General features: G+C 61.6%; 29 protein-coding genes. 5 read left to right on the top strand and 24 right to left on the bottom strand.

Translation table 11 applies throughout. The features are described from left to right. Positions 1–201: 201 nt before the first annotated feature. The 3 genes from NRY95_05480 to NRY95_05490 all read right to left on the bottom strand — a co-directional run bounded on the left by NRY95_05480 (position 202) and on the right by NRY95_05490 (position 2335). The gene (locus tag NRY95_05480) at positions 202–771 is read right to left on the bottom strand and encodes a hypothetical protein (protein ID UYC17415.1); all 570 of its coding nucleotides are present in this window, start codon (positions 769–771) and stop codon (positions 202–204) included. 124 nt (positions 772–895) lie between these two features. Beyond that, on the bottom strand, positions 896–1396 hold the full coding sequence (locus tag NRY95_05485; protein ID UYC17416.1) for a DNA repair protein RadC: 501 nt from the start codon (positions 1394–1396) through the stop codon (positions 896–898). Positions 1397–1582: 186 nt separating this feature from the next. After that, a complete protein-coding gene (locus NRY95_05490; protein UYC17417.1) occupies positions 1583–2335 on the bottom strand; it encodes a thioredoxin domain-containing protein in 753 nt (250 codons plus the stop codon). 291 nt (positions 2336–2626) lie between these two features. On the opposite strand from NRY95_05490, the gene NRY95_05495 reads away from it, so the two are divergent. Together NRY95_05495 and NRY95_05500 are read left to right on the top strand one after the other, a co-directional pair. Further along, on the top strand, positions 2627–3238 hold the full coding sequence (locus tag NRY95_05495) for a DUF6088 family protein (GenBank protein ID UYC17418.1): 612 nt from the start codon (positions 2627–2629) through the stop codon (positions 3236–3238). Further along, a complete protein-coding gene (locus tag NRY95_05500; GenBank protein ID UYC17419.1) occupies positions 3231–4253 on the top strand; it encodes a nucleotidyl transferase AbiEii/AbiGii toxin family protein in 1023 nt (340 codons plus the stop codon). Before NRY95_05495 ends, NRY95_05500 begins: the two co-directional genes overlap by 8 nt. Positions 4254–4264: 11 nt before the next feature. Here the strand turns inward: NRY95_05500 and NRY95_05505 are convergent, their stop codons facing one another. From NRY95_05505 to NRY95_05545, 9 genes are read right to left on the bottom strand one after another with little or no spacing between them, the layout of a single operon-like run. Continuing rightward, positions 4265–7147 carry a conjugative transfer ATPase gene (locus NRY95_05505; GenBank protein UYC17420.1) on the bottom strand — a complete coding sequence of 961 codons (2883 nt, stop codon included), beginning with the start codon at positions 7145–7147 and terminating at the stop codon, positions 4265–4267. Position 7148: 1 nt separating this feature from the next. Next, complete coding sequence (locus NRY95_05510; protein UYC17421.1) at positions 7149–7583, bottom strand: TIGR03751 family conjugal transfer lipoprotein; 435 nt, start codon at positions 7581–7583, stop codon at positions 7149–7151. Beyond that, positions 7564–9009, bottom strand: coding sequence for a TIGR03752 family integrating conjugative element protein (locus tag NRY95_05515; protein UYC17422.1), 1446 nt, complete (start codon positions 9007–9009; stop codon positions 7564–7566). Before NRY95_05515 ends, NRY95_05510 begins: the two co-directional genes overlap by 20 nt. Beyond that, complete coding sequence (locus NRY95_05520; protein ID UYC17423.1) at positions 8999–9910, bottom strand: TIGR03749 family integrating conjugative element protein; 912 nt, start codon at positions 9908–9910, stop codon at positions 8999–9001. The genes NRY95_05515 and NRY95_05520 overlap by 11 nt, the downstream gene beginning before the upstream one ends. Then, entirely contained in the window at positions 9907–10596 is a 690-nt protein-coding gene (locus tag NRY95_05525) for a TIGR03746 family integrating conjugative element protein (protein UYC17424.1), read from the bottom strand. The genes NRY95_05520 and NRY95_05525 overlap by 4 nt, the downstream gene beginning before the upstream one ends. Continuing rightward, complete coding sequence (locus NRY95_05530; GenBank protein UYC17425.1) at positions 10593–10991, bottom strand: TIGR03750 family conjugal transfer protein; 399 nt, start codon at positions 10989–10991, stop codon at positions 10593–10595. The genes NRY95_05525 and NRY95_05530 overlap by 4 nt, the downstream gene beginning before the upstream one ends. A 13-nt stretch (positions 10992–11004) precedes the next feature. Continuing rightward, complete coding sequence (locus tag NRY95_05535) at positions 11005–11361, bottom strand: TIGR03745 family integrating conjugative element membrane protein (protein UYC17426.1); 357 nt, start codon at positions 11359–11361, stop codon at positions 11005–11007. Between the two features lie 17 nt (positions 11362–11378). Beyond that, a complete protein-coding gene (locus NRY95_05540) occupies positions 11379–11612 on the bottom strand; it encodes a TIGR03758 family integrating conjugative element protein (GenBank protein ID UYC17427.1) in 234 nt (77 codons plus the stop codon). After that, entirely contained in the window at positions 11609–11965 is a 357-nt protein-coding gene (locus NRY95_05545) for an RAQPRD family integrative conjugative element protein (protein UYC17428.1), read from the bottom strand. The genes NRY95_05540 and NRY95_05545 overlap by 4 nt, the downstream gene beginning before the upstream one ends. Before the next feature lie 239 nt (positions 11966–12204). On the opposite strand from NRY95_05545, the gene NRY95_05550 reads away from it, so the two are divergent. Further along, positions 12205–12630 carry a hypothetical protein gene (locus NRY95_05550; GenBank protein UYC17429.1) on the top strand — a complete coding sequence of 142 codons (426 nt, stop codon included), beginning with the start codon at positions 12205–12207 and terminating at the stop codon, positions 12628–12630. A 7-nt stretch (positions 12631–12637) separates the two neighbouring features. Continuing rightward, a complete protein-coding gene (locus tag NRY95_05555; GenBank protein ID UYC17430.1) occupies positions 12638–13108 on the top strand; it encodes a hypothetical protein in 471 nt (156 codons plus the stop codon). A gap of 20 nt (positions 13109–13128) precedes the next feature. Here NRY95_05555 and NRY95_05560 read toward each other — a convergent pair whose 3' ends face one another. From NRY95_05560 to NRY95_05570, 3 genes are read right to left on the bottom strand one after another with little or no spacing between them, the layout of a single operon-like run. Then, on the bottom strand, positions 13129–13704 hold the full coding sequence (locus tag NRY95_05560) for a hypothetical protein (protein UYC17431.1): 576 nt from the start codon (positions 13702–13704) through the stop codon (positions 13129–13131). Between the two features lie 13 nt (positions 13705–13717). After that, positions 13718–14617, bottom strand: coding sequence for a hypothetical protein (locus tag NRY95_05565; GenBank protein UYC17432.1), 900 nt, complete (start codon positions 14615–14617; stop codon positions 13718–13720). A 42-nt stretch (positions 14618–14659) separates the two neighbouring features. Next, positions 14660–16693, bottom strand: coding sequence for a hypothetical protein (locus NRY95_05570; protein UYC17433.1), 2034 nt, complete (start codon positions 16691–16693; stop codon positions 14660–14662). A 282-nt stretch (positions 16694–16975) separates the two neighbouring features. On the opposite strand from NRY95_05570, the gene NRY95_05575 reads away from it, so the two are divergent. Continuing rightward, complete coding sequence (locus NRY95_05575; protein ID UYC17434.1) at positions 16976–17287, top strand: hypothetical protein; 312 nt, start codon at positions 16976–16978, stop codon at positions 17285–17287. A 68-nt stretch (positions 17288–17355) separates the two neighbouring features. Here the strand turns inward: NRY95_05575 and NRY95_05580 are convergent, their stop codons facing one another. The 9 genes from NRY95_05580 to NRY95_05620 form a co-directional block, all read right to left on the bottom strand. After that, on the bottom strand, positions 17356–18105 hold the full coding sequence (locus NRY95_05580) for a TIGR03747 family integrating conjugative element membrane protein (protein ID UYC17435.1): 750 nt from the start codon (positions 18103–18105) through the stop codon (positions 17356–17358). Next, on the bottom strand, positions 18102–20267 hold the full coding sequence (traD, locus tag NRY95_05585) for a type IV conjugative transfer system coupling protein TraD (GenBank protein ID UYC17436.1): 2166 nt from the start codon (positions 20265–20267) through the stop codon (positions 18102–18104). Before traD ends, NRY95_05580 begins: the two co-directional genes overlap by 4 nt. Before the next feature lie 10 nt (positions 20268–20277). Continuing rightward, a complete protein-coding gene (locus NRY95_05590; GenBank protein UYC18512.1) occupies positions 20278–20772 on the bottom strand; it encodes an integrating conjugative element protein in 495 nt (164 codons plus the stop codon). 143 nt (positions 20773–20915) lie between these two features. Continuing rightward, positions 20916–21896 carry a phosphoadenosine phosphosulfate reductase family protein gene (locus NRY95_05595; GenBank protein UYC17437.1) on the bottom strand — a complete coding sequence of 327 codons (981 nt, stop codon included), beginning with the start codon at positions 21894–21896 and terminating at the stop codon, positions 20916–20918. Further along, positions 21893–22486 carry a transglycosylase SLT domain-containing protein gene (locus tag NRY95_05600; GenBank protein ID UYC17438.1) on the bottom strand — a complete coding sequence of 198 codons (594 nt, stop codon included), beginning with the start codon at positions 22484–22486 and terminating at the stop codon, positions 21893–21895. The genes NRY95_05595 and NRY95_05600 overlap by 4 nt, the downstream gene beginning before the upstream one ends. After that, complete coding sequence (locus NRY95_05605; protein ID UYC17439.1) at positions 22471–23211, bottom strand: TIGR03759 family integrating conjugative element protein; 741 nt, start codon at positions 23209–23211, stop codon at positions 22471–22473. The genes NRY95_05600 and NRY95_05605 overlap by 16 nt, the downstream gene beginning before the upstream one ends. Before the next feature lie 9 nt (positions 23212–23220). Beyond that, on the bottom strand, positions 23221–23865 hold the full coding sequence (locus NRY95_05610) for a hypothetical protein (protein ID UYC17440.1): 645 nt from the start codon (positions 23863–23865) through the stop codon (positions 23221–23223). Further along, positions 23862–24449: a hypothetical protein gene (locus NRY95_05615; GenBank protein ID UYC17441.1), complete on the bottom strand. Its 588-nt coding sequence runs from the start codon at positions 24447–24449 to the stop codon at positions 23862–23864. The genes NRY95_05610 and NRY95_05615 overlap by 4 nt, the downstream gene beginning before the upstream one ends. A 172-nt stretch (positions 24450–24621) precedes the next feature. Next, positions 24622–26892 carry an SNF2-related protein gene (locus tag NRY95_05620; protein ID UYC17442.1) on the bottom strand — a complete coding sequence of 757 codons (2271 nt, stop codon included), beginning with the start codon at positions 26890–26892 and terminating at the stop codon, positions 24622–24624. Between the last annotated feature and the right edge of the window lie 24 nt (positions 26893–26916).

Genomic DNA, 26916 nt, shown 5'->3' on the forward strand with positions numbered 1-26916 from the left:
CCCTGTGCGTTGCCATGTCCCGGTATCAATTCTCGCGCTTTCTTGCCGAATTTGGCGGAGTGTAAGGTGGCCTCTGGTTCTGTGCCCAGGCCCGATGCGAGTCGGTCCACCCGGTGGTTTGCGCCCAGTCGTTCTGAGACTTGGAGGTCATGAGGCTGTCGGTGGGTGAGGTGCGCGGGAGCTCTAGAGCTCCCGCGTGGATCATGAAGTTGCCGCCAGAGCCACCTTCCGAGCGTGTACGCGCCAGAAGTGGGCCACCAAGCGGCCCTCAAGCACACTTGCTTGAAGTCGCAATCCTTGGGCGGTGGAGAAGTTGTCCCATCCGGCTTCGAAAGACGCTTCGTCGCGAAGGGCGTTAGCGCGCTTGGCGACTTCTCCCGCTTCCTCATCGGAGGCAACTGGGATGGACCATCGAACGCAATTTCCCCACGCCTGTCCTGCGAGGACAAGACAGTTGCTTCGGTCGCGGATCTGGATCCGCTCCGGATGGAAGGCGAGCGCTTCGGGATAGTCCAAGAGATCGAAATCGCGCTGTGCTATCACGGCTTCGGCCAGGGCCTTGGCGTCCTCGATCAGACCATGGTGGCCAAGATCAAGGCTGTGGGAGCGTCGCCAGGTACCATAAACAGGATCGTCTTCCAGATACTCGATTTCGCCGAAACAGGTGATCGAGAATTGGCGCCAGAAGACATCTTCTCGGATGTAGGTTCCAGTTTGATAGGGATTGGCGACGAAGGGTTTGCCGTCGATGTCATGAATTTGGATGTGCATGGTGGGCTCCTCTCGAGAAAATGCACGGGCTGTGTGCTGCCCGTGCGGGGCCAGACGCAGCCCGTGCAGGGTGAAAACAGAACGAACGTGGGAAGAGGCGCGCTCTTGGCGCACGGGCGACCTGCTACATCAGGCCGGCTTCGGCGAGAGAGAACGGCTCTCCCTTTCCGACAATGAAGTGATCCAGCACTCGGACATCGACCGTCGCCAATGCGGCTTTCAACCGCTTGGTGATCAAACGATCTGCCTCGCTGGGCGTGGTCCCGCCCGAAGGGTGGTTATGCGCAAAAAGAACGGCGGCGGCATTGATTGCCAATGCACGCTGGACAACCACACGCGGGTAAACGGCGGCCTCGTCGACGGTGCCTTGAAACAGTGGCTCGTAGGCGAGGACTTGAAACTGGGTATCAAGGAAAACCGCAGCGAAGATTTCATTGAACTCTGACGCCAACTTCAAACGCAGATAGTCCCGAACATCGACGGGGCCGAGTAACGTGGGTCCGGCTTTGAAGATGCGCCGTTCGAGCAAGACGATAGCCTGATGGATGATCCAGTCATCGTGCTGGTTGGAGGGAATGGCAACCAATTCCCGATGGGTTCCGACAGCAACTGGCGTAGCGGACATGGCGATCCTCCAATGGATGAAATCGGAGGGTGCTCACCCCTGAGAGGGGGAGCCCTCCAGGGACGGGATTGATGACGATCAACGGACCTCCACCACCACGGACGTGGTGATCGTTCGCGACGTGGAGGGATGCGAACAGCTGTGATCAGCGCGAATGCATCGCACCGTAGCCTTGAAGATCGGAGGCTACCTGGGCACGTCGCCGACTACGTCGGCAGGCATGTTGGCGTTTTCGATCGCGCCGGGATCGTCCTCACCCGACAGCAGGTCCAATGCAGACAGCAGCGTGTCGCCGTCAGCAGGGCCGGGCAGGAACAATGTCTTGCCGCTCTTGTCTGCGATCACTTTCAGCGTAGGCGTGGCGGTGACACCGTCTCTCGCACCCTCGTTTATGTGTGCCTGGATGTGAGCGGCGGGGCGTCGCCCGTCAATGCACAACTGGATCTGCGGATTGAGGCCAGGAAATTGCGCATCCGGAGGAAGCCCTTGACCGTCACTGCGGGTTCGCTGGTAGATCCATGTAACCGCATCCCAGAACGCGGCGTTGCCTTTGACCTGTCCGACGCATTCGGCCAGCAGGGCTTCGCGAGAAGCGGCGGGTTCGTGGATGGACAGTGGCAGATGGTGCCATTGCAGATTGGCGTCGGGATGCCGGTCCACCCAGGCTTTCACGATTGGGTAATAGCTCTTGCAGAACGGGCACTCGAAATCGGCATACAGGACCAGTGTGAAATTCGCATTTGCCGGGCCGTAGCGCCATGGCCGCCCCACATCGTGGTCACCGGCATGCGTGCGCTGATCGGCGTGGTCTTCCTTCTTGGCGAGTTCTGGCGCACCGGGCCCCGCCAAATGCGAGATCGCCAAAGCCACCAGCAAAAGCACAAGGGTTACTGCAAGGCCGCGGGGGATAGGTCGTTGCAGAAGAAAGGGAGCAGGCATCGCGAGTTCCTCATATGGCGTCGGCCGCGTCGTTCAGCAGTCGGCCACATGACTGAGCGTCTTCATACAAACAAACCGTAATTGGCTGCGGCGGTTTGTCCGTTGCTGGATGCCGCGACCAACTCAAGATGCTGGCATGTCGTCGCTTATCAGGAAGCACTCGCAGGCGGTGCTGCAAGATGATGGAAGTGAAGCAAGTGCCGCGCGTTCGCGCGGCCTGCGACAAGGCTCTACCACCGGGTTGCAACTTGTTAGGTTTTCATGTAAATTATCTAACAAATGGAGGTCGGTATGACTACGTCCCAAGCGATCCGCGAGCGGATCGCCACGCATTCTGCGGGTGAACCCTTTACTCCCGCCCTGTTCGCAGGGCTGGGTTCTCGCGCGGCCATCGATCAAACCCTGATGCGCATGGCCAAGGCCGGCCACATTGCACGGCTCGGGCATGGACTCTACAGCGTGCCCAAGCCAAGTCGCTTTGGAGTCAAGGCCATGCCGGCACCGGAAGTGGTGGCCCAAACGCTGGCGGCAGCGGAAGGCGCGACCGTCGATGTCCATGGTGCCGAAGCCGCGCGGCGGTTCGGGTTTTCCACGCAAGTACCAGCGCAGCCCGTCTTCTATACCACTGGGTCTTCCCACGCGGTGAGGATTGGCAAGATGGTCGTCCGGCTGCAGCACGTGGCGCCGCGTAAACTGGTGCTGGCTGGCCGTCCGGCCGGACAGGCGCTGTCGGCACTGTGGTATCTCGGTAAGCGCCAGGTCACCCGTGCAACCTTCCGGCGGTTTGCCGAAAAGTTGCCGCCGAAAGAGTTTCAGGCGTTGCGTGAGGCCAAGTCGTCAATGCCAGCCTGGATGGTGGAGGCGTTGATGGACTATGAGCGTAGCGAATCCACGCATGTCTGAGTCCATTCCCACATCCTACTTCGACCTGCCCGGGGAGGAGCAGGCGGAGCTGTTGAACGGCCTGGCACCGGTGCTGGGCCGCCGGGCTGAAATCCTGGAAAAGGACATCTGGCTGTGCCGGATCCTCGGCATCCTGTTCAGTCTGCCATGCCGCAAGCCCATGGCGTTCAAGGGGGGCACGTCGCTGTCCAAGGTCTACCAGGCCATTGAACGGTTCTCCGAAGATATCGACGTCACCGTCGACTACCGCAGTCTGATCGCGGACGCGCCAGAACTGGCGACGCTCACCAGCGGCGGCCAGCGCAAGAAGCTCTCGGAGGCGCTCAAGTTGGCGCTGATCCGTCATGTGCTCGATGAGCTTGTGCCGGCGCTGCGGGAGGCTCTGTTGCGTGCGTTGCCGGGGTTGGAAATCGGGATTGAGGTCAGCGAAGACGCGGAAAAACTTTGGATCTACTACCCGAGCGCCGTGGAAAACACGGATGCCTATCTGCGTCCCAATGTGCTGATCGAGTTCGGTGGACGCAATGCCACACTGCCGCAGGACACGCTGACCATCACCCCGGATGTGGCCGCGCATGTTCCGGAGCTGATGTTCCCCACAGCAGAGGTCACTGTCCTGTCGCCAATGCGCACCTTCTGGGAGAAGGCAACGTTGATCCACGTTGAATGCCATCGTCCGGATCTGCGGCAGGGTGCTGACCGGATGTCGCGGCATTGGTACGACCTAGCCCGCCTCGCCGACCATGACATCGGGCGTCGTGCCATACCTGACCTTGGGCTATTGCGGGATGTACTGTCTATCAAGGAAACCTTCTATCGCAGCGGCTTCAGCAACTACGACCTCTGCCTGGCCGGAAAACTCAAACTGATACCGGCGGCGGCGCTGCTCGATGCGTTGCGACAGGACTACCAGGCCATGCTTGGAGCGCAGATGTTCTATGGCGATATCCTGCCATTCGAGCGCATTGTGGAGCGCCTGACTGCGCTGGAAGGCGAGATCAATCAGGCGCGGTAAACGCCCTCGTGCTAAGTCTCGTCTTGCCGCAGCGCATCGAGACGTAAGGACTCGATGCCCCGCGCCCGGTCGATCTTCTCGGCGACCTTGAGGGCAGCGTCCAATTCGCTGATCCCGAACTGCTGCATCAGCTGGAAGCGCTCGGCTTTCTCCTCCGGCTCGGTCATCGCCAGCGCAAGGTACAGACTCGGTGGCACAGCGCGGAAAAGGAGTTCCATGGATTTGGAAAGGATCACGCCTTCCGTGTACTTGCCAGCTTCCTTGCGCGCCGACAGCATCAATGCCTTCTGTGAGTCGTTGAGCTCGCGGAATCGGGCAATTTTCTCGACTTCGTCCGGCGGCATGGACAGGCAGATCCACCATTCGATCATGTTGAGCATCGGCTCAGCCGCTTTCGGGAGGTCGTCCAGATTCTGCGTTGCGAGCCAGAACCAGGCGCCGAGCTTGCGCCACATCTTAGTGACCTTGACCACGTAGGGTGCGAGCAGTGGATTTTTGGTAATGATGTGGCCTTCGTCGGTGACGTTGATGATCGGCCGGCCAAGGAATTGGTCGCGCTCTGCGATGTTGTTGACCGTGTTGATCAGCGAGATGTAGGCGATCGAAAGCTGCGCGTTGTAGCCCTCGCGCGCGAACGTTGCTAGGTCCACGATAGTGATGTCGGCCTCGGGCCATGGCGTCCCCGGCCGGTCAAACATTTCACCATCGACGCCCTGGCAGAACATGTCCATTGCATCCGCCATTTCCAGCAATCGCGTGCGTCGGCTTTCCGGCAAGGTTGCGTCGCGGCCACGCTCCCGCAACGCATCGCGCACGTCGCGGGTCAGCACCGTGCGGTGCTCTCTGACGCAACGCTGCGCAGCTTCGAGAATGCACTGGCGGATCAGGCTTCGGTCGGCGCGGGTCATGCGCGCTTCTTCCTTGTCCTCGCCACCGGTAATCATCAAGCGCGCGGTGATCTCCAACTCGCCCAGCACGTCGCGCTGTTCGTCGCCCTCAGCTTCGCCCTGAGCCTCACGGTCCTCATCCAAAGCGTCGGCATCGAGCGTCTGAACCTGGCTCGGGGTATTGACCAGGCGCCAGGCATCGGCAAACGGAGCCAGGCTTACGCCGGACCCAGGCGACAACTTGACGCGATGCACCGTGAGGCCCAGCCGCGCCGCGAAATCGCCGAACAGGCCAAAGCTGTTGCCGGCCTCAACGACGAACATCCGTGGCCGGTAGATGGCGGTGACCTGATTGAGGATGTTGTTCAACGTCGCGCTCTTGCCTGAGCCAGTGGGTCCGAACAGAAACAGATGCGCGTTCATTTGCCGGTCGAGACGGTTCAACGGATCGAACGTGACCATGCCGCCGCCGCGGTTGAAAAATGTGATGCCAGGATGGCCGGTGCCCTGGCTGCGCCCCCATACCGGCGAAAGGTTCGCGACGTGCTGAGCGAACATCAATTGCGTGTACCACTGGCGCTTGTCTTTGGCCGGATCGTAGACGCAGGGCAGCCAGCGAAGATAGCTGTTGATCGGTGCCACTTCGTCTTCCTCGCGAACCGGCTGCAGGCCGGCGTTGAGCAGCACGTTTCCAAGTTGCAGGCCGCGCATGTCGAGATCTGCAAGGTCGCGGCCACGCAGGTAGAAGGCGAGGGACGCGCGATAGAGCTTGTGTGCACTGCCGATCAACCCACGGGCCTGCTGGACATCTTTCAAAGTTTGCTCGGACGCCAGCGTGTCGCCGACGGCTTTTTTGGCGAGATGGTTCAGATGGGCTTCGAGGATGTCCTGCGGGGTGATGACCATGGTCAAGCACATCACCGTCCCCTCGGGCATCTGATCCATCAGGGCGTTCGTTGCGTCGCCTCCCTTGCGAGTTTCGCCGGTGACATGCCCCGTGTTCGGTGGCGCGCGCAGACGGTCGAGCACAATCGTTCGATGGGGCATCCCATCGAAATACCACAGCCCATTGTCGACGTCCGATCGCGGTTGGCCGAAGAACAGGCGCTGCGCAAAATCGGTACCGCTGGCCAGTTCGATTTCGCCTGGCTCGATTTCCTCCGGATATGCGGCGACCCGATAAAAGTGTTCGCGATCTTCCGCAGTGGGACCGAGCAAGGTGGGGTTGGGGTTGAACCACGGTAGCAGCCAGGCGTGTATTGCAGCCGCATCGAGGCGCCGTGCACGCACTCCGGCGTTGGCGAGGCCGCCGACCAGGCGTTCGCACACGACGTTCAATGCCTGTTCGGGGGACTGTCCGCGGCGCGCTGGCGTGTGCCCGACGCGTCGGTAGACGACCAGACGCACCCGACGTGTCTGGCCGCGCCAGGGCAAGCGCGTCACGGTGCGGTCCTCAAACAGGCCGCCTTGCTTCGCGACGGCGCGCAGATGATGACCGAAGAAGCGCAAATAAAAGTCGCTGAACGATGTTCCTTGCGCGCGCGGCTGTAGGTAGGTGCGCAAATTTTCCAGGTAAGTGTTCCAGTCCGGCTCGTCCTGAGCGTAGAGCTGCATCACCCATGGAGACTCGTCCAGCTCGTCGAAACTGTCCTGAAGGGTGTTTTCGAGCGCGTCGCGCGCTTGCGCGAACCACGATGCTTCTCGACCTTCGGTCCCGATGGGGGTCAGTTCGAAAAACGCCGCGACCGAGACGCCATCTTCCAGCAGCATGCACTTTGTTTCGGGCAGGTATTCGACCCAAGGCAGCAGATCGGCGAAGGAGGGGGACACGTTGTAAAGCGCCTGTTCGTCGGCGAGGGTGGCACGTCGACGCTTGGAACCACGTTGCTGTCCGGGCTCGGGAATGCCGGCCGCCTTCAATTCTTCGACGTGCCGCGCCCAGGGATCGGACGCGTCGTCGTCGTCGGTGGACGCTTCACGATCCGAGCGGAAGAACGGCCAGCGCATATCAGTATTCCTCGGTGCGTTCGCCCGGCATTGCGTACTGGACGCGCTGGTACAGCGGAAACACGGTGGTATAGCCGGGAACGGGAGCCGGATCGCTACCCGCCAGATGCGGGAACACATACATGGCGAGATCGGGATTCGGCAGTCGGTGAAACTGCCTGTCGATTTCGTTTTGCGCTGTCCGGGTGTAGCTGGCGTTGACGGCAGGCGCAGCACTCACGTCTTTGTCGGTCAATGGGCGGCGCAGGGACTGCCTCGCATCAAGCAGCTGACGGCCCGTTTGACCGCCGCGTGCACTGCCGCCGGTTTCCGTGTCCCAGACATCCTGCATCGTCCGCCCGTCGTGCGGCAGCAGCTTTTCCTTGCTGGTCGAGCAACTGCCCAACAGTACGGCGACAGTGAGAACCCCAAGTCCTTCAGTCCAGATCCTGCGCATGCGATGCACCTCCGAGGCGATGATCGACCTTGCGACCCTTCGGGTCGTAGTCGATGTTGAGGGGTTGTTCCAGGTGGACCGCAACCTTGGCCCCAGGCTTGACGTAGACGGCGGCAAAGGCCTGGCCGTACAGCTTGTTGACCCATTTCGACATGTCCTGCACGCCGCCAGCGAGGATGCGGCCCATCGCTTCATTGCCGGAGATGCCGACCGTGCCGAGTGAACCGCTGTCGTTGGAAACCACCGCAAAATTGCCGGTGTCAGACTTGATGAGCGAGGCGGCTCCGGCCCCGGCGGCGGTGATCAGCGCTTGGGTTCCAAGATACTGCTGCGCGTTGCTGCGACGTTCGCCACTGACGCATGGAATGCCGTAGGGATCGCTGATCCAGCCCAAGCCTTCCTTCGTATCGCCACCATTGCCAGTGCCGTTGTTGTTCTGCTGACTATTGCCGCCGCGATCGCCGCCTTCCGGTACGGTGCGGATGGTGCCGTCGTGGAAGACAAACGTCACGGAGCGAATCTGCCCACGGACGCACGACAGTGTCCAATCGCCCGAGGCGGTCCCACTCATGACGGCACCGGCGACGTCGGGGATATCGATGCCGTTCGCCGTGAGATTGTCGGCACCGATCAACACTTTGAACGGGTAGGGATCGTTCACTGTTCCATCGATCGGGACACGACCGATCAATGCCGTCATCGAGACGGAGCCCATCAACGTAGCGTTGGTCGGGACGGTATAGACGGGTTCGGCCGCAGAGACCTTGGTCGTGCGGTCGCCCTCTCCTCCGTTTGTCTCCCCGGAGGTATCCAAGGTCTTCTGGGCTGGACCAAAGCTGGTGGGGAAGTTGAAGTTGCCGCCTTTGTTGGAGGCCTTGCCCTTCTCGTCGCTTCGGACATCGTCCGGCTCGATCCATTTCACGCCGTCGCTACCAAGTGCAGCACCGTCACCGGGTGCCAGACCCAGTCCGACCGGAAGGTCGCTGCCGCCTGGCTTGCCACGCAGCGTATCGAACTGACGTTGCAAATCTTGCAGCAGGCCTTGCGTCTCCTGCCGCTCGTTGGCGACCTGCTCGCGATCGTTCTTCAGCTGGCTGCGCTCGGTTTCCAGCGCGCTCTGAATTCGGCGGTCGATCGCTCCTTCGCGCTGGCGCAGACGTTCGTTCTCGGCCTTCTGTTCCTTGGTTGCGGTCAACGCACTCTGCAATTCGGTGCGCAACTGCTTGACCTGGCCAACCAACGTCGCAACGGTATCGCGAGGGGTGTCGCCATCGATACCCAGCGCTTTTGCTTCTTCCTCGGTGAGCTGTGCCCCTCGATCATGGGTGGGCTGGTTCTTGCCACCGGAGAATAGTTTTATTCCGACGAACACCAGTAGCAACGCCATAGGGATCATCAACCACTTCAGCAGACCATTACTTTTCATGGTTGCCCCCATCGTTCAGCATGGACCGGGCAGGCTCGGGCAGGTTGAGCGCGGCGTCGATCCGACTGACCGCCGGCAGCAGGGATTCAGCCAGCCCGTGTCCTTTGGTCACCAGGTAGACCACGGTGGTGTCGTCAGGTGCACCCTTGGGGCCAAGCGTCGCATGCTGGAATGTGCCGGTTTGAAAATTTCCCTGCAGCGCTCTGGGGTCCATGTGGAGTGGGCGCGTTGACGTGTTGCGCAAGCGCACTGCGGTGAGCCAGAAGTCGTCAAGGCGCCAGGCGGCGATGGCCCTGGCGTCCACAGGCATGGTCGGCAGCAGCGTGTCCAGTGGAAGTTTCCGGGGCAGTGTCACACGCGTAACGCCAGGAACGGGTTCAACAGTACGAAGTGGCGCGTAAAGGTTCTGCGCCGCAAATCGGGTCAGCACGACCGGAACCGGTGTCTCGCGCACCGCACGGGGTGGAGCGGAATCCTCCGTCGTGTCTGCGTCGGATTTGGCAGCAGCGGCCGCGTCGCCGTAGCGCGTCGGGGGCATTTCACCCTCTACGATACGGACCGGCTCCAGCGGCGAGGAGTCCGCTTGCGCAGGTTCGGCGGCGATGTCGAGCAGTATCAGCGCGCCGGTTTCGGCATCCTGCAGCTGCAGTCGGGTGGGCTCGATCGGCTGGCTGGCACGCAGATAGATCGCGCCCCCAGCGCTTTGAACCCGCAGGTGCCCACTCAGCGAAGCAGGAACGCCGACGCGCACATTGCGGTCGATGAAGATGACACGTTCCTCGTCCACATGCAGAGGGATCGCCAGTGGTAGCCGCTCCCAACGCATGATTTCGAGCGCATGCGCGGTGGGTGGCAGGGTGGTTGTCAGCAGCAGGCTGAGGGTGGAAAGAGCGCGCTTCATGGTGTCTCCACAGCGCCACCGGGACCGCCAGGTGTTGTACCGGCGGGCGTGGCGGGATCAGGGGTAGCGATGCGTTGAGGTGCACCGTCGTAGCAGTCAAGCGCGAGGCCGAAGGGGTTGCGCTGCGGGTCTACATCCATCCGCACGACTTTGAGCGGATAGCGCACGAGCGCGCGCTTGACCTGTTCCGAGCCGAAGTATTCGTCAGCCGTGACATCCAGCGTGACCACCCAATCGCGGTCGGAGACGGCCTTGACGCGCAACGTCGGATCGTCGCCAAAGCCACGGCCGGGGATCTCGTAGATGCCGCGCACGCGTTGACGGAGTTCGCCTGCGTTGCGGCGGTATTCGTAGTCGGCTTGCAGAATGCTGCGACAGCTCGGCGTGAAATAGGCCGATAGCGCATGCAGATTGCGCGGGTAGTCCTCGTCACCATTCGTGGGCCAACGCTGAAGCTGCTGCCAGATGTAAAAGGTGAAGGCGTAAACGCTCTCGGGAGGAACTTCCCACCACTTCCTCGTGCTGCCCGAACGAAGATCCGGAGGTACGTGGATCGTCAGATCGCGCGGCGCGCTCCACCAGCCCAAGCCAAGCATCAGCGCCAAGGCGAATAACGCACCGCCGCCCAGACGTAAGGTTTTGATGTGTGCCTGCAATTGGACGATTTCGTTCTTGAACCGGCTCACGTCCTGGTCCTCCGGGTGGTCCAGTAGCCGGAGCGCGTTACGATACCGAGAGCACCGACGAACGTCGCCAGGCGTGGGTGCCGGCGCGCGATCCACCATTGGAGCTGCCGATACAGCCAGGTGTCCGGTCTGCCGCGCTTCTGACGGCGCAGCATTCCGCCGCCCACGAAAACGCCGGTAGCGATCCCTAAGATCATGACAGTGGGAACGATAGCGATCTTGGAGAGTGCGAACGCTAGCGGTATGCCGACAGTCAGGCCACCCGTAGCCGACAGCCCCGCACAGACCCAAAGTTCGTCCGCGGTCAGTCCGCGCACGACGACCGGGTGCCGGTTGAGGCGGTGGGGAAGGAATGCCACCGTGCCGTCGGCACGGATATCCTGATGCTCGGCCATGTCGGGCGCGCTCTTACAGGATGCCGGTGGCTTCGGTCAGCAACCAGATGCCGACTACGAGCAACACCGCACCGACTGCAATCGTCAAGCCGAACTGTCCCCACGTCTTGCGACCGGTGTGGATCTCGGCATAGGTGCCGTATGCGTGGTAGCACACGCCGACGAACATGCCGGCGATGACGATCAAGGCAATCAGCATGACGATGTCGTAGCTGTAGTTGCGTAGCGTATCCATAATCCCGCTGCCCTTGCCGCGGGACGGATCCTCCAAGGTGGGCAAGCCTTGGGCTTGGGCGAAGGACGACAGCATGCTGAGCGCGGAAGCGCTGCACAGTCCGGCGATACGGCGACGCTGAAAGAGAGTGTTCATGATGCGAAACCTTTGCGTTAGGAGAGCAGGAAAAAAGTCAGGACGAGGTACATCGCGACAAAACGCACCGCGACACCTAGAAATTGACGCTGGGAAATTCGCTGTTCAGACCAGCCGACATACGCCGCGCGCAGCGCCCACACGCCCCAGAGCAGCAGAACCGCAAACACAGCGCCCACCAGCACAACGGATGCAGTGGATGGGGTGAAGCCGCCATTTGCCTGGAAGGCGCTGAGCTGATTTGCATTCATTGGGAGGGCTCCTGCTCGGAGTCTTTCCGATAGTCAGCAGGCAGCGCCGTCGCGTCGCGAGGCTGAGCGCGCTGCGGTGTCAGGTAATCGTTGATGCCCGCGCGCACGCGCAGCAGGTCTGCTGCAAGGCGTGGATAGTCGAAGTGGTAGCGGGCACGATCCGCAGATGCCGACGCTGCGGACTCCTTCGCAAGACGGTCGAGTAGATCCAGCTGGCGAACCACCGCCGCCAGCTTCTCGCGTTCGGCGCTGTCGTCCGCCGCCGCGGCGCGCGGTACCATTGCCGCGCATCCGAAGGACAGCGCGATACATAGAGGTAGCCGGGAAAAGTCCCAGTTGCGCGATCGTGCCATCGTGCCGTTCCCTGTTGGGCTTGAAGCGAATGGCTGGATGCTGCTGCGATGGCGAGCAGAAAGCCGCAAACAATCAGGATCGGAGAGGCACCACTTTCTTAGTGGGGCGGCCACGAACGAGTGCTGTAGCACCCGGATTGGGCAGAGTTGATCGCGTTGGGTTGGATCGGCCAAAATACCGAGCCACGAGACTGCGTCCTGTACTTGCAGGCCGCGCCCATCCTCAAGCCGGAAGCGATATGATTGAAATATCAAACGATGGTGCGGCGATCGCGTACACGAATTATTTCGACACGGAGCTCGCACGAGCGGGCTACTTTTACGTGAGCTACAACGCGGGAGCAGCCCGTCTACTGGTCCCCGATAGCCGCAAGACCATGCTTGATGACATGCGTACGGGGCGCTACGTCATCGTGTCCACCGGCCCCTGGAAAGATCAGCAAGATCGAAGCGGACTGGAATTGCTGTTTGAAGATGGCACGGATTCACCGTTCTGCTTGCATCTGCTCGTGCAAGAGCAGAGCGATCGCGTACTGCCCGAGACCGATCAGGGCAGCAGCTTCATAGTTGCTGCTTGGACGCGTGAGGGCAAAGTAGCAAGTTGGCCAGGTAAATACCGGCGCGTCGGCTGTATTCCGTGCCTGGAGCCATGGCAGGAGCACTGACGGTGGTATGCAACGGAGCGACAACCATCGAGCGATTGTAATCCGATCGCTCATTCTGGCGATGAGCGGTGCATGCCATAATGTCCCAGTTCTCGCTTCTACCCATGTTATGACTATTCCACGGATTCCCACCTTCAAGCTTCTTGGTCACCTTGCGGTGCCGTGCGACAACTTGCTCGAATGGAGCGAATGGTACGAAAGCGCAGATCGCCGTGTGGCCGAAGACTGGATCGACGACGTGCGAATATCCACAGTTTTCCTGGGGATTTGTCCGCTCGGTCAAAGCGAGCCCCTATTGTTTGAGACGGCAGTCTTTCTTGCCGGGGCCGTTCACCAGATGCAGCGATACTCACTTTGGGAAGACGCGCAAGCCGGCCATGCGGAGGCGGTCAACTTGTTTCAGGCCGAACTGATCGCGGCGAAGGGAAAGGCAGACGAAGCACTAGCGGCGGTTCTCTGCAGGAAAGTAGGGCAGTAGGAGTTCTGCTGAGGCGATGACTATCTCGGTTTGATCGGAAGATAGTCGTTGTTGGCTCCACGCCGGCGCGCTTTGGTGTCCACACGGGCGCACAGTCCCGTACCGCATTGCACGATATCTGCCTGGTTGAAGGCCTGTACCAGATCGCCGCGATCTTTCGCCGGCACTACTCGGCTCTCGTAATAACGAAGCACCACGTGAGCACTCAACAATGGTCCGGCGGCTGCAATGATGGCAACGCCGAGTACGATCCAGGCATGGCGCAACTGCCGCGCGCCGGCTTGCCGTTGCTGCGCCATGGCGCTCTCGGACGCGGCCGTAATCTGGCGCGCGGCGACTTGCACATCGTCCAGGTATTTTTTGGTCGCCACCGTCAAACCATCTTCCAGTGCGGAACGCACCTGGGCGCGCAGCCGATCCAACGCGTCGGACTGTGTGGCGTGGATCTGCTGGACGGTTGATGCCACCGCCCGTTGCAGTGCCTGAAGGTGGTGCTCGGTGGTGTCGGCGAGGCGCGCCTCGCTCTGCTTCATCGCCACCGCCAGGCTAGCCAGCGCTTGCGCGGCGGTGTTCAGATCGGCTCTGTTTTCTTCCATGGCAATGCCCGGGTCAGGGGAGGAGATCTTGCAGTTGAGGGTAATCTGATTGCAGCCGGGCTGCCGCTTGCAACGCCAGCGGGGTGCAGTTGGACAGACGAAGTCCCTGAGCCGCCACCCAGGCGTTATCGACCATCGCGTTGCCAGCCTGGAACTCGGGCAGGCCGTCGCGGCGGCGCAGAGATTGCACCGCCAACAACTCCATGGGAAAGATCCAATCTGGCGGATCGTCGAAATCGAACGGGGTTTTCTCCGTAGAAATCCTGGATTGGGATTCGTGATAGACCGCCGCAGCCTGCATCGCCTGACGAAAGGTGTCTTCGTTCCGGGTGCGCCACTGCGAAATCAAGTCCGCATAGGCCGTATGCAAGGGGCGGACCGGCGCGTAGGTCGTCGAGACATCGAGCGCGTCGGCGAAAAGCGCAATCAGAAAAGCATCGCTGGTGCCTTTCCCCCAGCCGGTCGATCGCACTTCGGGCGGCTTGAGTCGCTGGTTCGTCTCCGCGACATGAGCAAGCCAACGGGCGCACTGGGTTGCCCAGGGCCACCAGCCCGCAACACATGGGCCGGCGGCATCTAGGCCCGACTCGAAGGGCAGCGGGAGTATCCCGGGCTGTTTGGGATGCGGTACTGCCGCCTGAAGTAGGAACGCGAGTGCCTTGAACGCGACGGCATTGGCCAAGGACGTGCGCACCTCTTCGTGATCGCCTCTTCCCAAGTACGCGCCGGCACGCACTGCATAGAAATAGCCAATCATTCGCAACGTCGCACACTGTCCGCGACTGATCTTGCCCGGCAGGGAAAGTTGGCGCGTTAACTCGACTTCTTCTTTCTCGATGCCTCCGCTGGTGATGGATTTTGCAAATCCACTCTCCAGCATTTTGAAAGCGTTTTCCATGAACGGGTCTTGCATCTGCACACTTCCGATTCGCCAGGAGAATTCTCGAAACCAGACTCAACCACCACCACCACCACCACCGCCTCCTCCGCCAGCACCTCCTCCTCCTCCGCCGCCGCCGTCTCCACCACCACCGCCGCCACCCGGACCCTGCATCATGGTAGGAGGCGTGAGGCGATGCATCATGACCGGACCGCGGGTGGTCTGCACTTCTGCAACGGCCGTCTGCAGTCCAATATTTTCAGCCATGTTGGCTTGATCCTGGGCTAACGCCATCGTCTGCTCATCCAGGCGCGCTTCCGCTTCCTTCATTAGGGTTTGGGCTCCTGGAGAGGCCGCTACCCGTTCCATCGCCGCGTAGAGTTGCTGGTCGCTGCCACTCTTTAGCGCGTAGAACATCTCATCGATGTCCGGGGCGCCTATGATGCCGGGCGTGTGTGTACCGTGGAGGCCCAGACTGCCGTGCTGCTGGGGCGGCAACCACTCCTCGATGGACATGTCGCTGCTCAGCTTTCCGGTATGCAGGTCTCGGTCGAGGTTCACCCGCACCCACTTTGCGGTGATGCCACTGGCTTGCACATCCGTCATTAGCTCGCGTGCGCGAGCCACTGTTTCTTGCTCCCAGATGTTGTGGGTCTCCCAATATTTTTCGTTGCCGACGGCTTTCGCCAGACGACCGGGAATGATTTCTTCTGGATCACCGGATGCGGCGCGTGCCCGGTTGTATACCGAAGCTTTCACTTCGAAATACTCGATCTCTCCATTCGGGGCCAGACCCACCATGTCGTTGCCGTGCCCCGAGATGTTCTGAATGGGCATCAGGTCGGTATAGCCTTCCTTGACCAGCCGGTGCGCTAGCAATGCCTCACCAATGTCTCCGATATCGCGGCGGCCCAGGGACTGTAACGGTCTGTCGCCGATCCAGGCCTCCAGCGATTGCTCGAACGGCACCTTGCCGGAGAAGACGTCCGGCTGCTTGCGAATCAGGTAGTTGAGTTCGTTGGGGTGCAACGCGCCGCTACCGAGCAGGTCGTCCATGTGCCCGGCCTTACGCACGGTGTCGATCAGTTCGTGCAGCTCACCCTGGCTGCGTTTTATCCCGGCCATGCCGCGGTAAAGGTTCTCCGCGACTTCCTCGCCAGCGGCGCTGCCGCGCAGGGCGCGCGCCTGGCCGAGCGTCTCGGCGATCTCGGCTGCGGCTTCCGGCCCGCCGAGCTCCAGTCCGCGCACCAGCTTGGCAAGCCGCGTCGCGCCGCCCACGGGCAGGGCAGACATCGCCACCTCGAAGCCGACGGCACCGCGGATCTGGCCCCCGGCTTCATGGCCCTTGCCAGCCTCCTGCGCCGCCTCCATGCGCTGGGCGAAGCCGGTGTAGACGGCCTTGGCCGCCGATCCCAGGTCGTGCAGCGGTTTGCTCGGATCCTGCGCGGCCTGCGCTGCGTACACGCCCACCGCGCCATTGACCACGTCCCGGTAATTGGCATCGTGCTGGTAGCGGTAGCCAAACTGTGCCGCGGCGCCAGCGCCGGCCACCATGTCGAACGCGGCGCCGTACTGGCCCTTCTTTTCGCCGTAGGCTTCCTGAGACTTGCCCAATGCGAACCCGGCGACATGGCCGACTGTGCGTTCGGCCGACGTGGCGGCGGGATCCGTGGCCACGCCATCGCTCAGCCGCTTGGCATCGGCCAGCGTGTCACTGATCGACTGGTCCACGCGCTCGGCGGCTTGCCGCACCCTCTCGTGCGCTTGGTCGTATGCGGCGCGCGCGCGGTCGGCGAGGCCGGGATCCGTGATGCCGCCTGTGGCGAGCGCACCAGCCAGCTGCGCGCGGCTGGCAGCATCCAACCGGCTGTTGATAGCCTCGACCAGGGGCTGAACCTGGGTCTTGCCATCAGGGCCGGTGAAGGCGGGTGAGTCCTTGAGGTCACGGACCAGCGCGTCGGCATCGATACCGTCGATGGTCTCGTTGGCGTGGATCAGCCGCTGCGCCTCGTAGGCCGCCGGATCGAAGCGGCCGTTGTCGTCAATGGCACCAAGCAGTGCGGCGTATTCACCAGTGGTATAACGGCTCTGCCGGCGCTCCGTGCTCATGAGTATGGTTCCTGCCGTTGCGAACTTCGACGCAATGATGCCGGTGTGGGCTTGCGGGCGGAGTAGGGAAATTCTGAACTTTCGTAGACAAATCGCTCGGGGTTAGCCGGTGAAACGCATGGCCGTGGGGCGTTATGTAGACAATTGCCCCCTTCAGCGTGGGAGGCGTTGTGGGTGGCAGAAACCAGGCCTAGCCTCCACACGGCTGGTGCTGTGCCTGCTGGGCACACGGCCGCAGACCAAGGTCAGACGGCTCAATCGGAACATCTGAGGATGGACGCTATGAACAGGCGATGGCTTTTGCGGATGGTGGTACTGGTGAGTGCGCTTGTTGTCTTTGAAGCAGCCGCATCGGAAAACAAGGCGGGAACCGACATCATCCAGGGGATGGGCGACAGGGTCCCTGCCGGCAAGGACAACGTCAGTTTGTCGCCCCAGTTCAAGGTCTATACGTTCGAGAAAGACGGCCTCAAATTCGTGCAGATCAACTCGTTGGATGACGAAGTGCTGACTGTGATCTCCGTTACCCCGGGCGCAGTGTCGCGCTTGCCGATCGGCTCGGCTGCGAATGAGCCGCTGGTCGTCGTTCCGTAGTCGTTGAGACATCGCCTCGGCGAAGGATGCCGTTCGCCTGACAAATCGTGCAACGGACGGCCGCCACGTCAAAGATACTTCTTGAAACTGGCGGCGGCGATGTTCACCGCGAACCCGAGCAGCACTGCGCTGGGCAGCAGGATGAGCAATGGGTTCACACTGATCGGCAACGCGAGATAGGTGACCCATGGCAGGACCGCCAGCGGCATGAGGCTGGCCTTTGCACGGTGATAGACGAACCCGGACTCGCGCCCGGCACCGAAGCGGCGGATATCCCGGCGTGCCAGACCGTCGACAAGTCCGACGAAAGCGGCGAGTAGGAACAACGGTAGCGTCAGCACGAGGACGAGCAGCCGTACGATGAACACGAGAACAGTGAATGCGGCCGCGATCAGGTAGCTCTCCAGCCAGACATATGCGTGACTGATGTAGTAGCGAAAATCCCGCCCGGCACCCTGGTTGGGTGCACTGGCCTGGGCCGAGGCGTTGCGGATCCATTCCATCAGACCGCTCCTCACGAAGAGCCACTCGTACCCCTCTTTAACCAGTTTGTTTGCGGTGCGCCCCGGTTCCTGCACGACGGCGCTGCGCGTAAAATTGTCCGAGAGTTGAGCCACCTCGTAGTCCAGCATGCTCGACGCGTGCCGCCAGCCCTGATCGGGCCAGAAGAAGTGCATGCCCACGCATTCGAGTGTGATGGACAGCAACAGCGAGCCACACAGCACGCCAAACAGACGAAACGGCAGCGTGATGAAACCGGCAATCAGCCCCTGCTGTTGTGTCTGCTGGCGTTGCGCCGTGGTGGCTGGATCGCTCATGGTGATACCGGCGCGTCGTCCGAGCCGGCGATGTGTTTAAAGTCATCGAGGAGGTCGTCCGGCAGCGCCGCTTCTTGCAGCCCGGGCACCGCCTGATGCTCCCACCAGTCACCCGCTGCAACATAGTGCTGGCGCATGTATCCCGCGAGTTGCTGCAGATCCTGCGGCATCACCTCGTCGGGATCCGGCGCTGGCAGCGGCATGCGGATCTTCCAAAGGTTTCCGCCCTCGATCAGCGCAAAGCACTGCCCTTTGGGAAGTGCAACCACATGCGCCGGCTCGATCAGCGGTACGCTGGTGGAGCTGATCCGGTCTTGCGTGTTCGATGTGAACGCGGTGTTGCCGCGTGGATCGGAACTGTCGGTCGCACCACTCATGACCGAGGTGGCGTAGACCTCGACCTTGGGGAGTTGCCGCGTCAGCAATTCGGCGGTGGCGGTCTCGCGCACGCGCAGCATGAACAGATTGTTGAAGTTGCCGACGACCTGGCCGGCCTTCGCGCGGTTGCCAATGCGCGCTTCGATGTCCGAGAGCGTTTGGGTATAAGCGGTGACCTGCACGCCGGCACCGCCGCCCTTGTTGACCATGGGAACGAACTCGTCGCCCATCAGTTCGTTGAACTCGTCCGCGTGGACATTGATGGGTACCTTCAGGCCACTGGCCGAACCCGGCAAGCCATCATCGATCCCGAACTTGTAGATGTGGCCGGCCACCGAGACCAGATCGCTGAACATCGAGTTGCCGACGGCTGCGGAGACCTCCGCATCCGATAGTGCATCGAGGCCGACGTAGACGACTGCACGTTTGCGGATGATCTGCATCCAGTCGAAGATCGGGCGCGGGTCGCTCAGGTCGGAGTAGTTCGGCGCGAGCAGCTGGGCGATCTTGCCCGTGGTGAGTTTTTCCAGCAGCGGCAAGAGTGACGCTACGATCTTGTCGAAATAGGTGCGGTCGTAGCGCACAGCGCTGCGCAAGCCGTCAAGCACGGGGTCGTAGACCCGCACCTGGGAGAGGTACTGTTCCAGCGCCACCACGCGCTTTTCGCGGCCGACCATATGGCGTGGGATGTTCTTGTCATTGATCTTCGCTTCCAGCTGGACGATCACTTCCCAGGCCTTGGGCTCATGCTTGGCGAAATACTGCTGGGCGTACTCGATGAAAAGCGCATCGATGTTCACCACGTGCCGCTGGATCAGCAGGTAATCGGGGCGTTGCCCCAGCTCGACCAAGGCGCGTGCAATGATGTTGACGAAGCGCCAGGCGAATTCCCGAAATGCCGCGCTATTGCCTTCACCGGAAAGCTGTCCGGCGATGCGGGTGGCAACTTCGCTGATCCGCCCGAAGCGCCCCACGGCGTTGTAGCGGGATGAGATATCGGGCCACCCCAGATGGAAGATGTAGAACTCGCCCTCGCGTCCGGCGCGCTTGGCCTCGACGTACATTCGCTTCAGCAGGTCCGCATCGCCCTTCGGATCGAAGACGATCACTACCTCGAATTCGCCGGCGCCGTTGCGGCGCCGGATATCCTGCGTGATGAACAGCTCGGCCAGCCTAGTTTTGCCGACGCGCGTGGTGCCGAGCACCAGCGAGTGGCCGACGCGCTCGCCCAAGGGCAGAGTGACATCGATTTCGTGCGGCTCGATACCATGCAGACGTGGTAGTCCTCCCACCGGGGGGAGTGGGCGTGCCGGGTTAAGCGGGCTGTCCCAGGCGATCAGGCGGGCGAGCTTGGAGAGCGGAAATGGCGCGAATTCAAGGCGCTCTTCCAGACGGCGGCCGAGGCGATAGATCGATGTCGGTTCGACGTAGCGGCGGAACTCGGGCCGGTAGGTCTGCATCAGGCGGTGCGTATGCCGCTGGTCCCACCGAAAACCACGGCCGATGAACAATCGCTGCTGGCTCACCGGCACGTCGTGGCTGGTCATCAGGTAGCGCGGCAGGCGGCGAATATTGCGGCGGTAGCGAAGAATGGCCACCGCCTCGCGTAGCCGAACGGCACCGAATGCAAAAAATGCCAGAGAACTGCCCAGGCCGAGAACAGGACTCAGCGCGAGCGACCACGGTGCCACCACGCACACCAGCGCGGCGCCCGTGCAAACCGCAACGGTGTATAGCTCCACTGCCGGGCGTAGGAGAACTTCGACTGCATGGTGCTGGGCCATCGTCGCGGACTCACTGTTCGATGCCGGTGGCAGTGATCAGAACCGGGTAATGTTGCAGGTTCAACCGCTGCGCCAGGTCATCACCCGCGGTTGGCGAAAGCGTCAAATCTGGGACCAGCTTGCGCAGTGCAGCCAACGCTTCCGCCGAAGCAACATTGACGACCAGGCCGATCGCGTTCATCTCGCGCAGTGCCGTTCCACGCTGGTCCAGCCAGGCGCGAGATTGATCATCGTCGCCGATCAAGAAGACTGGCGTCAGACCCGGAGCGCGGATCACGCGCCGCGGTTCAACACCAGGGGACAAGCGTTCGGAACGTACCGGCAGCATGTCCGCCTCGCTGAATGATTTGCCTTCGGACGACGGGACCGAGAGTGTTGGAGCAGGCGGTTGATCTTGCCGTGGCGGTAAGTCCAGCGCCTGGTAGTAAGGCAGGGCCGAGACGCCACCATGATCCTCAACCACGATCAACGGCGCAGATTGGGCGAAGGCGGGTGGAGCGGTCATCCAGGAAAGGATGAGCAGAATGGGCGCGTAGGCCTGCGATGGGAGCAAGTGTTTCATGGAGAGTGTCTCCTTGATGCTTGCCGGCCTGGTGAAACCTGTTGGGTCTGCCGGCTTGACGGCGGTGTGTTCCGCAAGGGAGATGGTCATCCGGTGTTCCTCTCGCAGAGCGCCAAGTCGGAAGTACATCCGCCACCTTGCTGATCCTCGAAGAACATGTCGTACTGCCGTCCTCCCCGGCTCGTCCGGCTCCAGTCGACGACTGTGCGAATGCCGGCGTAGGTGCCGGGCCTGTCGGCATCCATCGGGTCTTTAAGCGCCGGGAAGAATGTCGAGATGCCGCGTTTGTTCGCCGCTGCGACGACGGCTTCCCAGCGCTCGATGCGATCGATGTGTGCCGGGAACCTGTCGGCGATCGAACGCAGCTCACTTTTGCGGCAGTTCATGCAGGGCATGCAGCCGACACGATGCATGCCTAACGCGTAGAGCGGATTCGGAGATAGGCTATGGCGGCGGTGAATCGCCCAAACGTCGGTCTCGGCCCAATGGAAGATCGGGCGCCACACCATCGAGCCGCTGTCGTGGCGGTTCCAGCGTGGCTGCTTCGCCCGGTGTGCACTTTCCGCCGCACGAATGCCCAACCACTGAAGCACCGGGCCATTCCGAAGCATGGGGAACACCACCTGCAGCGTGATCGGCAGGGTCTTCAATTCCTCCGTGCAGAATTGTGCCATCCGGCTCGGGAATCGGCCTTTGGAGATGCACAGATCCAGGAACGGAATGCCCGTCGGCTCATGAAGGGCCGCGGCTTCGAGGACGATATCGTCGGAAATACCCTGTTGCGGCCATTCCCGCAGGATATGCTCGCGATGCCGCGCAAGCTGTCTGCTAAAATCCGCGCGCACAATCTCGACGTTCGGGCCGCCCGTGTGCAATGCAAGCTTGTCTACGAACTCGTAAGTCAACTCGTGTTCGTTGCCAGTATCGGCAAAAATCGCGCGGAAGGGTCGCCCAAATTCGAGTGCAAGCAGATAGGTGGCGGTGCTGTCCTTACCACCAGAGACATTGACGAGATGTTGGACCGCCGAACGACCTGTGCGGCTTGGAACGGGGAGCGCGCGCTTCATTGCTCGATCCTCGTCGGCCCGGTATGTTCCGCGCGTGCGGATGGCCTTGCGATGACGCGTGCCAGGTGCTGGCTCACGCTGCGTCGATAGCGCTCAGCAGGCGCCCCCCCAGCGGGGCGATGGTATCGACCGATCGCAAGCAGCCAATCTTCGCCAGGGGCATGTTGTTCGCGCAGGATTTCTGCGGCGATGGCGAGGTTGCGATACGGGTCAAGCAGCTCGCAAGGCTGGCGATAGCGATGCTTCTGGTAGCCGAGATTGATCTGTCCCAGCCCTGCATCCACTCGGGTCGCCGGCACTTCACGCAACGCTTGGCGTAGCCCAGCGCAGGCTTCAAGTTGTGTGGAAAAGCGTCGTGAGGATCCGGCGACATTCAGGCTCCAAGGCCAGGGCACCACACGGTTGCCGCGCGACAATCCGCTTTCCTGCAACGCAACTGCATACAGCACCGGGGAAGGAACACCGGCATGCTGTGCCGCCAGCTGGTAGGCCGGCGGTGGCACCTCCTGCGCCCCGACTGCCGGGTCTATCCCGATCCAGCCGATCAGCAGGAGAAGCACGCGCGCGCCGCGCATCACTGGCGTTGCCATTGGCCCGCGACCTGCCGCACCACGGCCGGCAGCTCTCCCTGGAGGCCTAGCGACAGCCAGCGGCCCGCATCATGGTTCAGAGTGATCGTGCGTGCGCGCACCCTGGCTGGATCGATGCCGGCTTGTGCGGCCCACTGGCGAATGCGGGCGTCGTCTCGACGGCTGCCGACGAAATAAATATCGAACGGCGTGCCGGCGCTCTGCAATTGCTTCACGCGTTGCTCGCAGGGTGTGCAGTCGCCCTTGACGAATACAGCGAGACGCCCAGTGTCGGGAGATGGCTCCCCGGCCTGACCGGGTGTGGGGCCGGCGCCCGTCAGGTTGACCCGTTGCAGGCCCGGGTGCAGGCGCTGCCAGGCGGTGTCGTAAGCGCGTTGGTAGGCCAGCATCTTCTCGACGCGTTGAGCCTCGACCTGGACCTGCAGTTCCGCGTAGCGACGACGCTCTTCATCCGAGCGCGCCTCGATACCGAGGGCAGTAAGCGGATCGAGATTGGGTGAGAAAATGCCGAGCGGCCCTTGCATCACCTCGCGGTAGCGCGTCCATTCTTCGGTACGCAGCCCCCAGTCGCGCGCTTGCCGTTCCTCGGTGACAGTGGTGGCTGTGGGCTGTTCGCGGCTAGGCGCCATCGTTGCCGCATTTGTTGGCGCGTTCTGCGCAAATGCTGGAGGCAGGCTGACAACCACAAGGCAAAGGGTAAAGGCGGTGGAAATCGAGTGGTTCATCCGATCCTCCTACGGCACGCGGATGCGATGGATCTGACCGTTGTGCTGAAACAGCGCCGTCTGGTCGTCGATGCTCGCTAGCGTCCACCCGGCCTCTGTTTCGCTTGGCCGCAAGACCCGCGTCTGAGAGGCCTCAGCTGAGGCCGCAGGCAAAATCGACAGGAAACGCTCGCCGCCGCGCAGTTCAAAACCGATGACCGTAAAGGGCGGCCCCGTCCTCTCGGACGGCTTTGGCTGGCTCTTCCGGGTCTGACCTAGTGCAGGAGCGGTTGGGCGGGTTCTCGCCAGCCGAGCCTCCACCTGGTCGATGCGAGCACTGAGCGGTGACAGGCTTTCTGCGGTCAAGCGCGCAGCGACTGCCTGCTCGATTGCGGAAAGCCGCTGTTCCTGCGCGTGGCGTTCGGTATCGAACTGGGCCTGCGAAAGGGGGGCTGGCCGTTGGCGTTGCTGATCGATTTGTTGGCCGAGTTCCGCCACGCGTGTTTCTAGGGCGGCAACTTTCCCACCTTGTGCATTAGCGTCCGTCCGCGTGGTCAGGCGCGATAGCGCCACCTGATTGATGACGGTGCCGACACCGATGAGCAGCAGCCATGTGGCCACTGCCGCGCGCAACAGCTTGGCGCGCTTCTGGCGGTTGTCCGGCAGAGCGGTCATGGCCGGACCTTCGTGGTGAGCGGACGTTTTTCAACGTGGTCAGCGCGTTTGTTGGCCGTGGTAAGCGATTGAGGGAAGTTCGCGTCCGGGATTGGAGGTCCGACACGGATGAAGCAGATCCGCCGTGCGCGGTCGTCGACTTCGAGATCCCAAGCCGGGCCGGCCAGCGTTAGCAAGGCATCGCGCAACAGCAGCGGCCCCAGGTGGTAGTGCGCCGCCGGCAGTGGCAAAGTGTTCAGCGCAGCGATATCACCACCCGCGCAAAGCTGGTAACCGGAGCGCAGCAGGACATGGCGCAACGCATCGCCTACAGTTGCCTTGCGAGTATCGGGAATGACGACATCTACGACTTGCAGCAGCAAGTCCTGCTGGGCGGAGGCGGGGGCCATTTCAACCAACGTGTAGCGGCCATAACGGACGACTGGAACGAGTTCGGGCTGTTGTTTTGCCGAAGGTGTGGCAGGTTTCTGGTCAGGCGCCGTGGTCGGGGCGACGGCTTTCGTGGCGCAGCTGGTCACCAGCGCAGTGGCGATCAGCAGGCCACAGCCCACCAGGTAGCGACGAAAGGGAATGGTCGGTTGCATGTGCCGGTTCTCTGAAGCATCGAGCCGACACCATCGCCACGGATAGCCAGGACATCAGCAAACAACACGATCCGGCGAACAACCGCTTTGCCTCAGGTGGCGATACGTTGCCGGGGCGCGCGACTGAGAAAAAGAAAGGCCGGCGACCCGTAGGTCGCCGACCTAATGCGCATCAAGCTGCGATAAGTTGCTTGGCTAGTGCCACTTCGACCGAGTCGGCATCCTGATTGAGAACGTCAAGCCCGGATTCCGGCACGTCTCCTGATGTGCTTTGAGACACCAGGATTTTTTTCGCCATCAACGATAGGCAAGCCATCTGCGACGTGGCGGCGTAGCCAAGGTAGATGACCTTGATCAGCAGCTTCTGTCCGATGCGCCAGGAGCGACGCGCGGCTTGCTGAAGCGTGTAGACGTTCCACCCCGACTGCATGAACACGATCGTTGGGAACTCCAGCAGATCCAGACCGGTTTTGACCAACTCGGGATTTGTGATGAGCACGTCGATGCCGCGATCGACCTGTTCTGCAATCCAGTCCTCGCGCCGGGAGGTGTCCACGCTCGCGCGCAACACTGCGACTTTCAGACCTTCCTGCTCCAGCAGCAGCTTCAACCTCGACATGGTGTCCCGTGTTACAGTATAGACCGTATAAGCCAGCACCTTGCGGTTTTCGGCTTTCTCTGCCTTGCAGATGTCGATTAGCTCACGCTCCTTCGGCGTGATTTCAAGTTCGCTGAACTGCGACGGCGTGAAGGCGAGCATGGCCCGCGTACGCGGATGCTTCACCGTTTCGGGACGAAAACATGTGTCCGGCCAGGCCAGCAGCACGTTGAGTACAACGCCCAGAAGCGTCGTGTCTCGCTTCCTCAAGGCATCCTTGAGCTCCGCGGTCAAACGCCCTGACAGATCACGATAGGCGACTGCCTGGTCCGCTTCCATTGCGACTTCTCGGAACTCCTCCTCGTAGGGAGGAAGGACGTTGCCACCGATATCCCGCAGCTTGAGGAACACGGTGAACGGCAAGACGCAACGCAAGATGCCCTTGGGACCGAAGCCCGGAGCTTTGACGGTGCGCACAGTAACCTTGCTGCCTTTAGCGGTCTTGTGCGCGGTGCCCTTGCTCTCGGAGTAGATGTCCTTGAGCACTCCATGATCTCTCATGAAGGCCATGGCTGCGGAGGTCATGCTGCCGGTTTTGGAAGGCCGGTAGCCATCTTCGATCATCCGCTCCGGAAGCATCCGGAACAGCAGTGCGAACAGATCATCCGCATAGCCGCCCATCAGTGTTCCAGTGAGCAGTAGCGCTTTGCGGACCTTGGCGGCGAGTACACCCATAGCCTGCCCTTGGGCAGATCCAGGCGATTTGTACTCGTGGCCTTCGTCCACGACCAAGAGATCAAAGAACCTCTGTGGAAGGTAGCGCTTCACGAACTCCGTTGGTTGGTATCCGCCTTCACCGAAGCCGAATTCCATCGAAGCCATGGCACGTTCCATCCGCTGCGCCTGTCGATCCGAGAAGACCAGTTCGCCATTGCCATCCATCAGGTTGATGAACTCATGGATGTTGTCGCCCAAGAGGGACACCAGGAACGACTCGCCGAACTTTTTCATCAGCTTCTGCGCTGTGGCTTCGCCGATCGTCGGAATACGCTTCAACGCTTTGATCACCGCAGAGGACTGGTCCGTGAGAGACAGCGAGCGAGGACGTATCAGCGTCCAAAGCGCGGATGTGCAATGGCTGCATTTGCGCCGCGACTCTTCAGCCTCCAGTTCGACTGTATTGACGGGCTCGCCGTCGAGGTCGGTGATAACTTGGCCGCAATGCGGGCATGTTCCGATGAAGCCATCATGGGTGCGCCGACGAACGAATGCCGGCTTCCAGTGGAAACCCATGCGCATGCGTACACGGCCCAGGACAAAGAACTCCTGACCCTCTGCCGGCACACCGAGTTGCTCGCGCAGCTTCAGCAGCTTGACCAACGTGTCGGGTCCGTTGAGAACCCATACTTTCGCACCGGGGACAGTTTCGAGGATCTCGCGGCGCCATTTGTAAACCAGGTGCGGCGGGGACAGTACCAACGTCCGCCGATAGCCTTCGGCATGCATGACCGCCGCAGTGGCGATGGCCATGATGGTCTTGCCGGTGCCCATTTCCGCATTGATGATGGCGGCGCGTTCGTTCCTGTCGATCAGCAGTTCTCCGACTGCATGTACGACCTCGGCCTGGGCCGGGAACAGCTGACGCTTGAGACCGGTGAGAACGTCCTGCCGGTATGGCCGGGCCTGTCCGGTGTAGACCGGGGGATTGGCGCGGTTGAGAGAGTCCAGTAGTTCATCGCCGAACTCGGAGACGAAGTCAGTCAGGCTGATGGTGAGAGGTGATGTGTCAGCGTCCAGCAAGTCATCCTGCACGGGCGCGTCGAGAACGGTATCGAGATGGGTCATGGTGATGCTCCAATAGAAAAGGGG

The sequence above is a fragment of the Xanthomonas campestris pv. phormiicola genome, from assembly GCA_025666215.1.
GTDB lineage: Bacteria > Pseudomonadota > Gammaproteobacteria > Xanthomonadales > Xanthomonadaceae > Xanthomonas_A > Xanthomonas_A campestris_A.

Bases quoted from the DNA above. Each gene is read 5' to 3' on its own strand.
- NRY95_05590 (UYC18512.1), bottom strand. From the start codon at position 20,772: ATGACCGCTCCACCCGCCTTCGCCCAATCTGCGCCGTTGATCGTGGTT.
- NRY95_05535 (UYC17426.1), bottom strand. From the start codon at position 11,361: ATGAACACTCTCTTTCAGCGTCGCCGTATCGCCGGACTGTGCAGCGCT.
- NRY95_05495 (UYC17418.1), top strand. From the start codon at position 2,627: ATGACTACGTCCCAAGCGATCCGCGAGCGGATCGCCACGCATTCTGCG.
- NRY95_05580 (UYC17435.1), bottom strand. From the start codon at position 18,105: ATGAGCGATCCAGCCACCACGGCGCAACGCCAGCAGACACAACAGCAG.
- NRY95_05540 (UYC17427.1), bottom strand. From the start codon at position 11,612: ATGAATGCAAATCAGCTCAGCGCCTTCCAGGCAAATGGCGGCTTCACC.
- NRY95_05620 (UYC17442.1), bottom strand. From the start codon at position 26,892: ATGACCCATCTCGATACCGTTCTCGACGCGCCCGTGCAGGATGACTTG.
- NRY95_05595 (UYC17437.1), bottom strand. From the start codon at position 21,896: ATGAAGCGCGCGCTCCCCGTTCCAAGCCGCACAGGTCGTTCGGCGGTC.
- NRY95_05550 (UYC17429.1), top strand. From the start codon at position 12,205: ATGATTGAAATATCAAACGATGGTGCGGCGATCGCGTACACGAATTAT.
- traD (UYC17436.1), bottom strand. From the start codon at position 20,267: ATGGCCCAGCACCATGCAGTCGAAGTTCTCCTACGCCCGGCAGTGGAG.
- NRY95_05560 (UYC17431.1), bottom strand. From the start codon at position 13,704: ATGGAAGAAAACAGAGCCGATCTGAACACCGCCGCGCAAGCGCTGGCT.
- NRY95_05570 (UYC17433.1), bottom strand. From the start codon at position 16,693: ATGAGCACGGAGCGCCGGCAGAGCCGTTATACCACTGGTGAATACGCC.
- NRY95_05605 (UYC17439.1), bottom strand. From the start codon at position 23,211: ATGAACCACTCGATTTCCACCGCCTTTACCCTTTGCCTTGTGGTTGTC.
- NRY95_05575 (UYC17434.1), top strand. From the start codon at position 16,976: ATGAACAGGCGATGGCTTTTGCGGATGGTGGTACTGGTGAGTGCGCTT.
- NRY95_05610 (UYC17440.1), bottom strand. From the start codon at position 23,865: ATGACCGCTCTGCCGGACAACCGCCAGAAGCGCGCCAAGCTGTTGCGC.
- NRY95_05600 (UYC17438.1), bottom strand. From the start codon at position 22,486: ATGGCAACGCCAGTGATGCGCGGCGCGCGCGTGCTTCTCCTGCTGATC.
- NRY95_05505 (UYC17420.1), bottom strand. From the start codon at position 7,147: ATGCGCTGGCCGTTCTTCCGCTCGGATCGTGAAGCGTCCACCGACGAC.
- NRY95_05520 (UYC17423.1), bottom strand. From the start codon at position 9,910: ATGAAGCGCGCTCTTTCCACCCTCAGCCTGCTGCTGACAACCACCCTG.
- NRY95_05510 (UYC17421.1), bottom strand. From the start codon at position 7,583: ATGCGCAGGATCTGGACTGAAGGACTTGGGGTTCTCACTGTCGCCGTA.
- NRY95_05515 (UYC17422.1), bottom strand. From the start codon at position 9,009: ATGAAAAGTAATGGTCTGCTGAAGTGGTTGATGATCCCTATGGCGTTG.
- NRY95_05555 (UYC17430.1), top strand. From the start codon at position 12,638: ATGCAACGGAGCGACAACCATCGAGCGATTGTAATCCGATCGCTCATT.
- NRY95_05480 (UYC17415.1), bottom strand. From the start codon at position 771: ATGCACATCCAAATTCATGACATCGACGGCAAACCCTTCGTCGCCAAT.
- NRY95_05615 (UYC17441.1), bottom strand. From the start codon at position 24,449: ATGCAACCGACCATTCCCTTTCGTCGCTACCTGGTGGGCTGTGGCCTG.
- NRY95_05490 (UYC17417.1), bottom strand. From the start codon at position 2,335: ATGCCTGCTCCCTTTCTTCTGCAACGACCTATCCCCCGCGGCCTTGCA.
- NRY95_05545 (UYC17428.1), bottom strand. From the start codon at position 11,965: ATGGCACGATCGCGCAACTGGGACTTTTCCCGGCTACCTCTATGTATC.
- NRY95_05565 (UYC17432.1), bottom strand. From the start codon at position 14,617: ATGCAAGACCCGTTCATGGAAAACGCTTTCAAAATGCTGGAGAGTGGA.
- NRY95_05530 (UYC17425.1), bottom strand. From the start codon at position 10,991: ATGGCCGAGCATCAGGATATCCGTGCCGACGGCACGGTGGCATTCCTT.
- NRY95_05500 (UYC17419.1), top strand. From the start codon at position 3,231: ATGTCTGAGTCCATTCCCACATCCTACTTCGACCTGCCCGGGGAGGAG.
- NRY95_05485 (UYC17416.1), bottom strand. From the start codon at position 1,396: ATGTCCGCTACGCCAGTTGCTGTCGGAACCCATCGGGAATTGGTTGCC.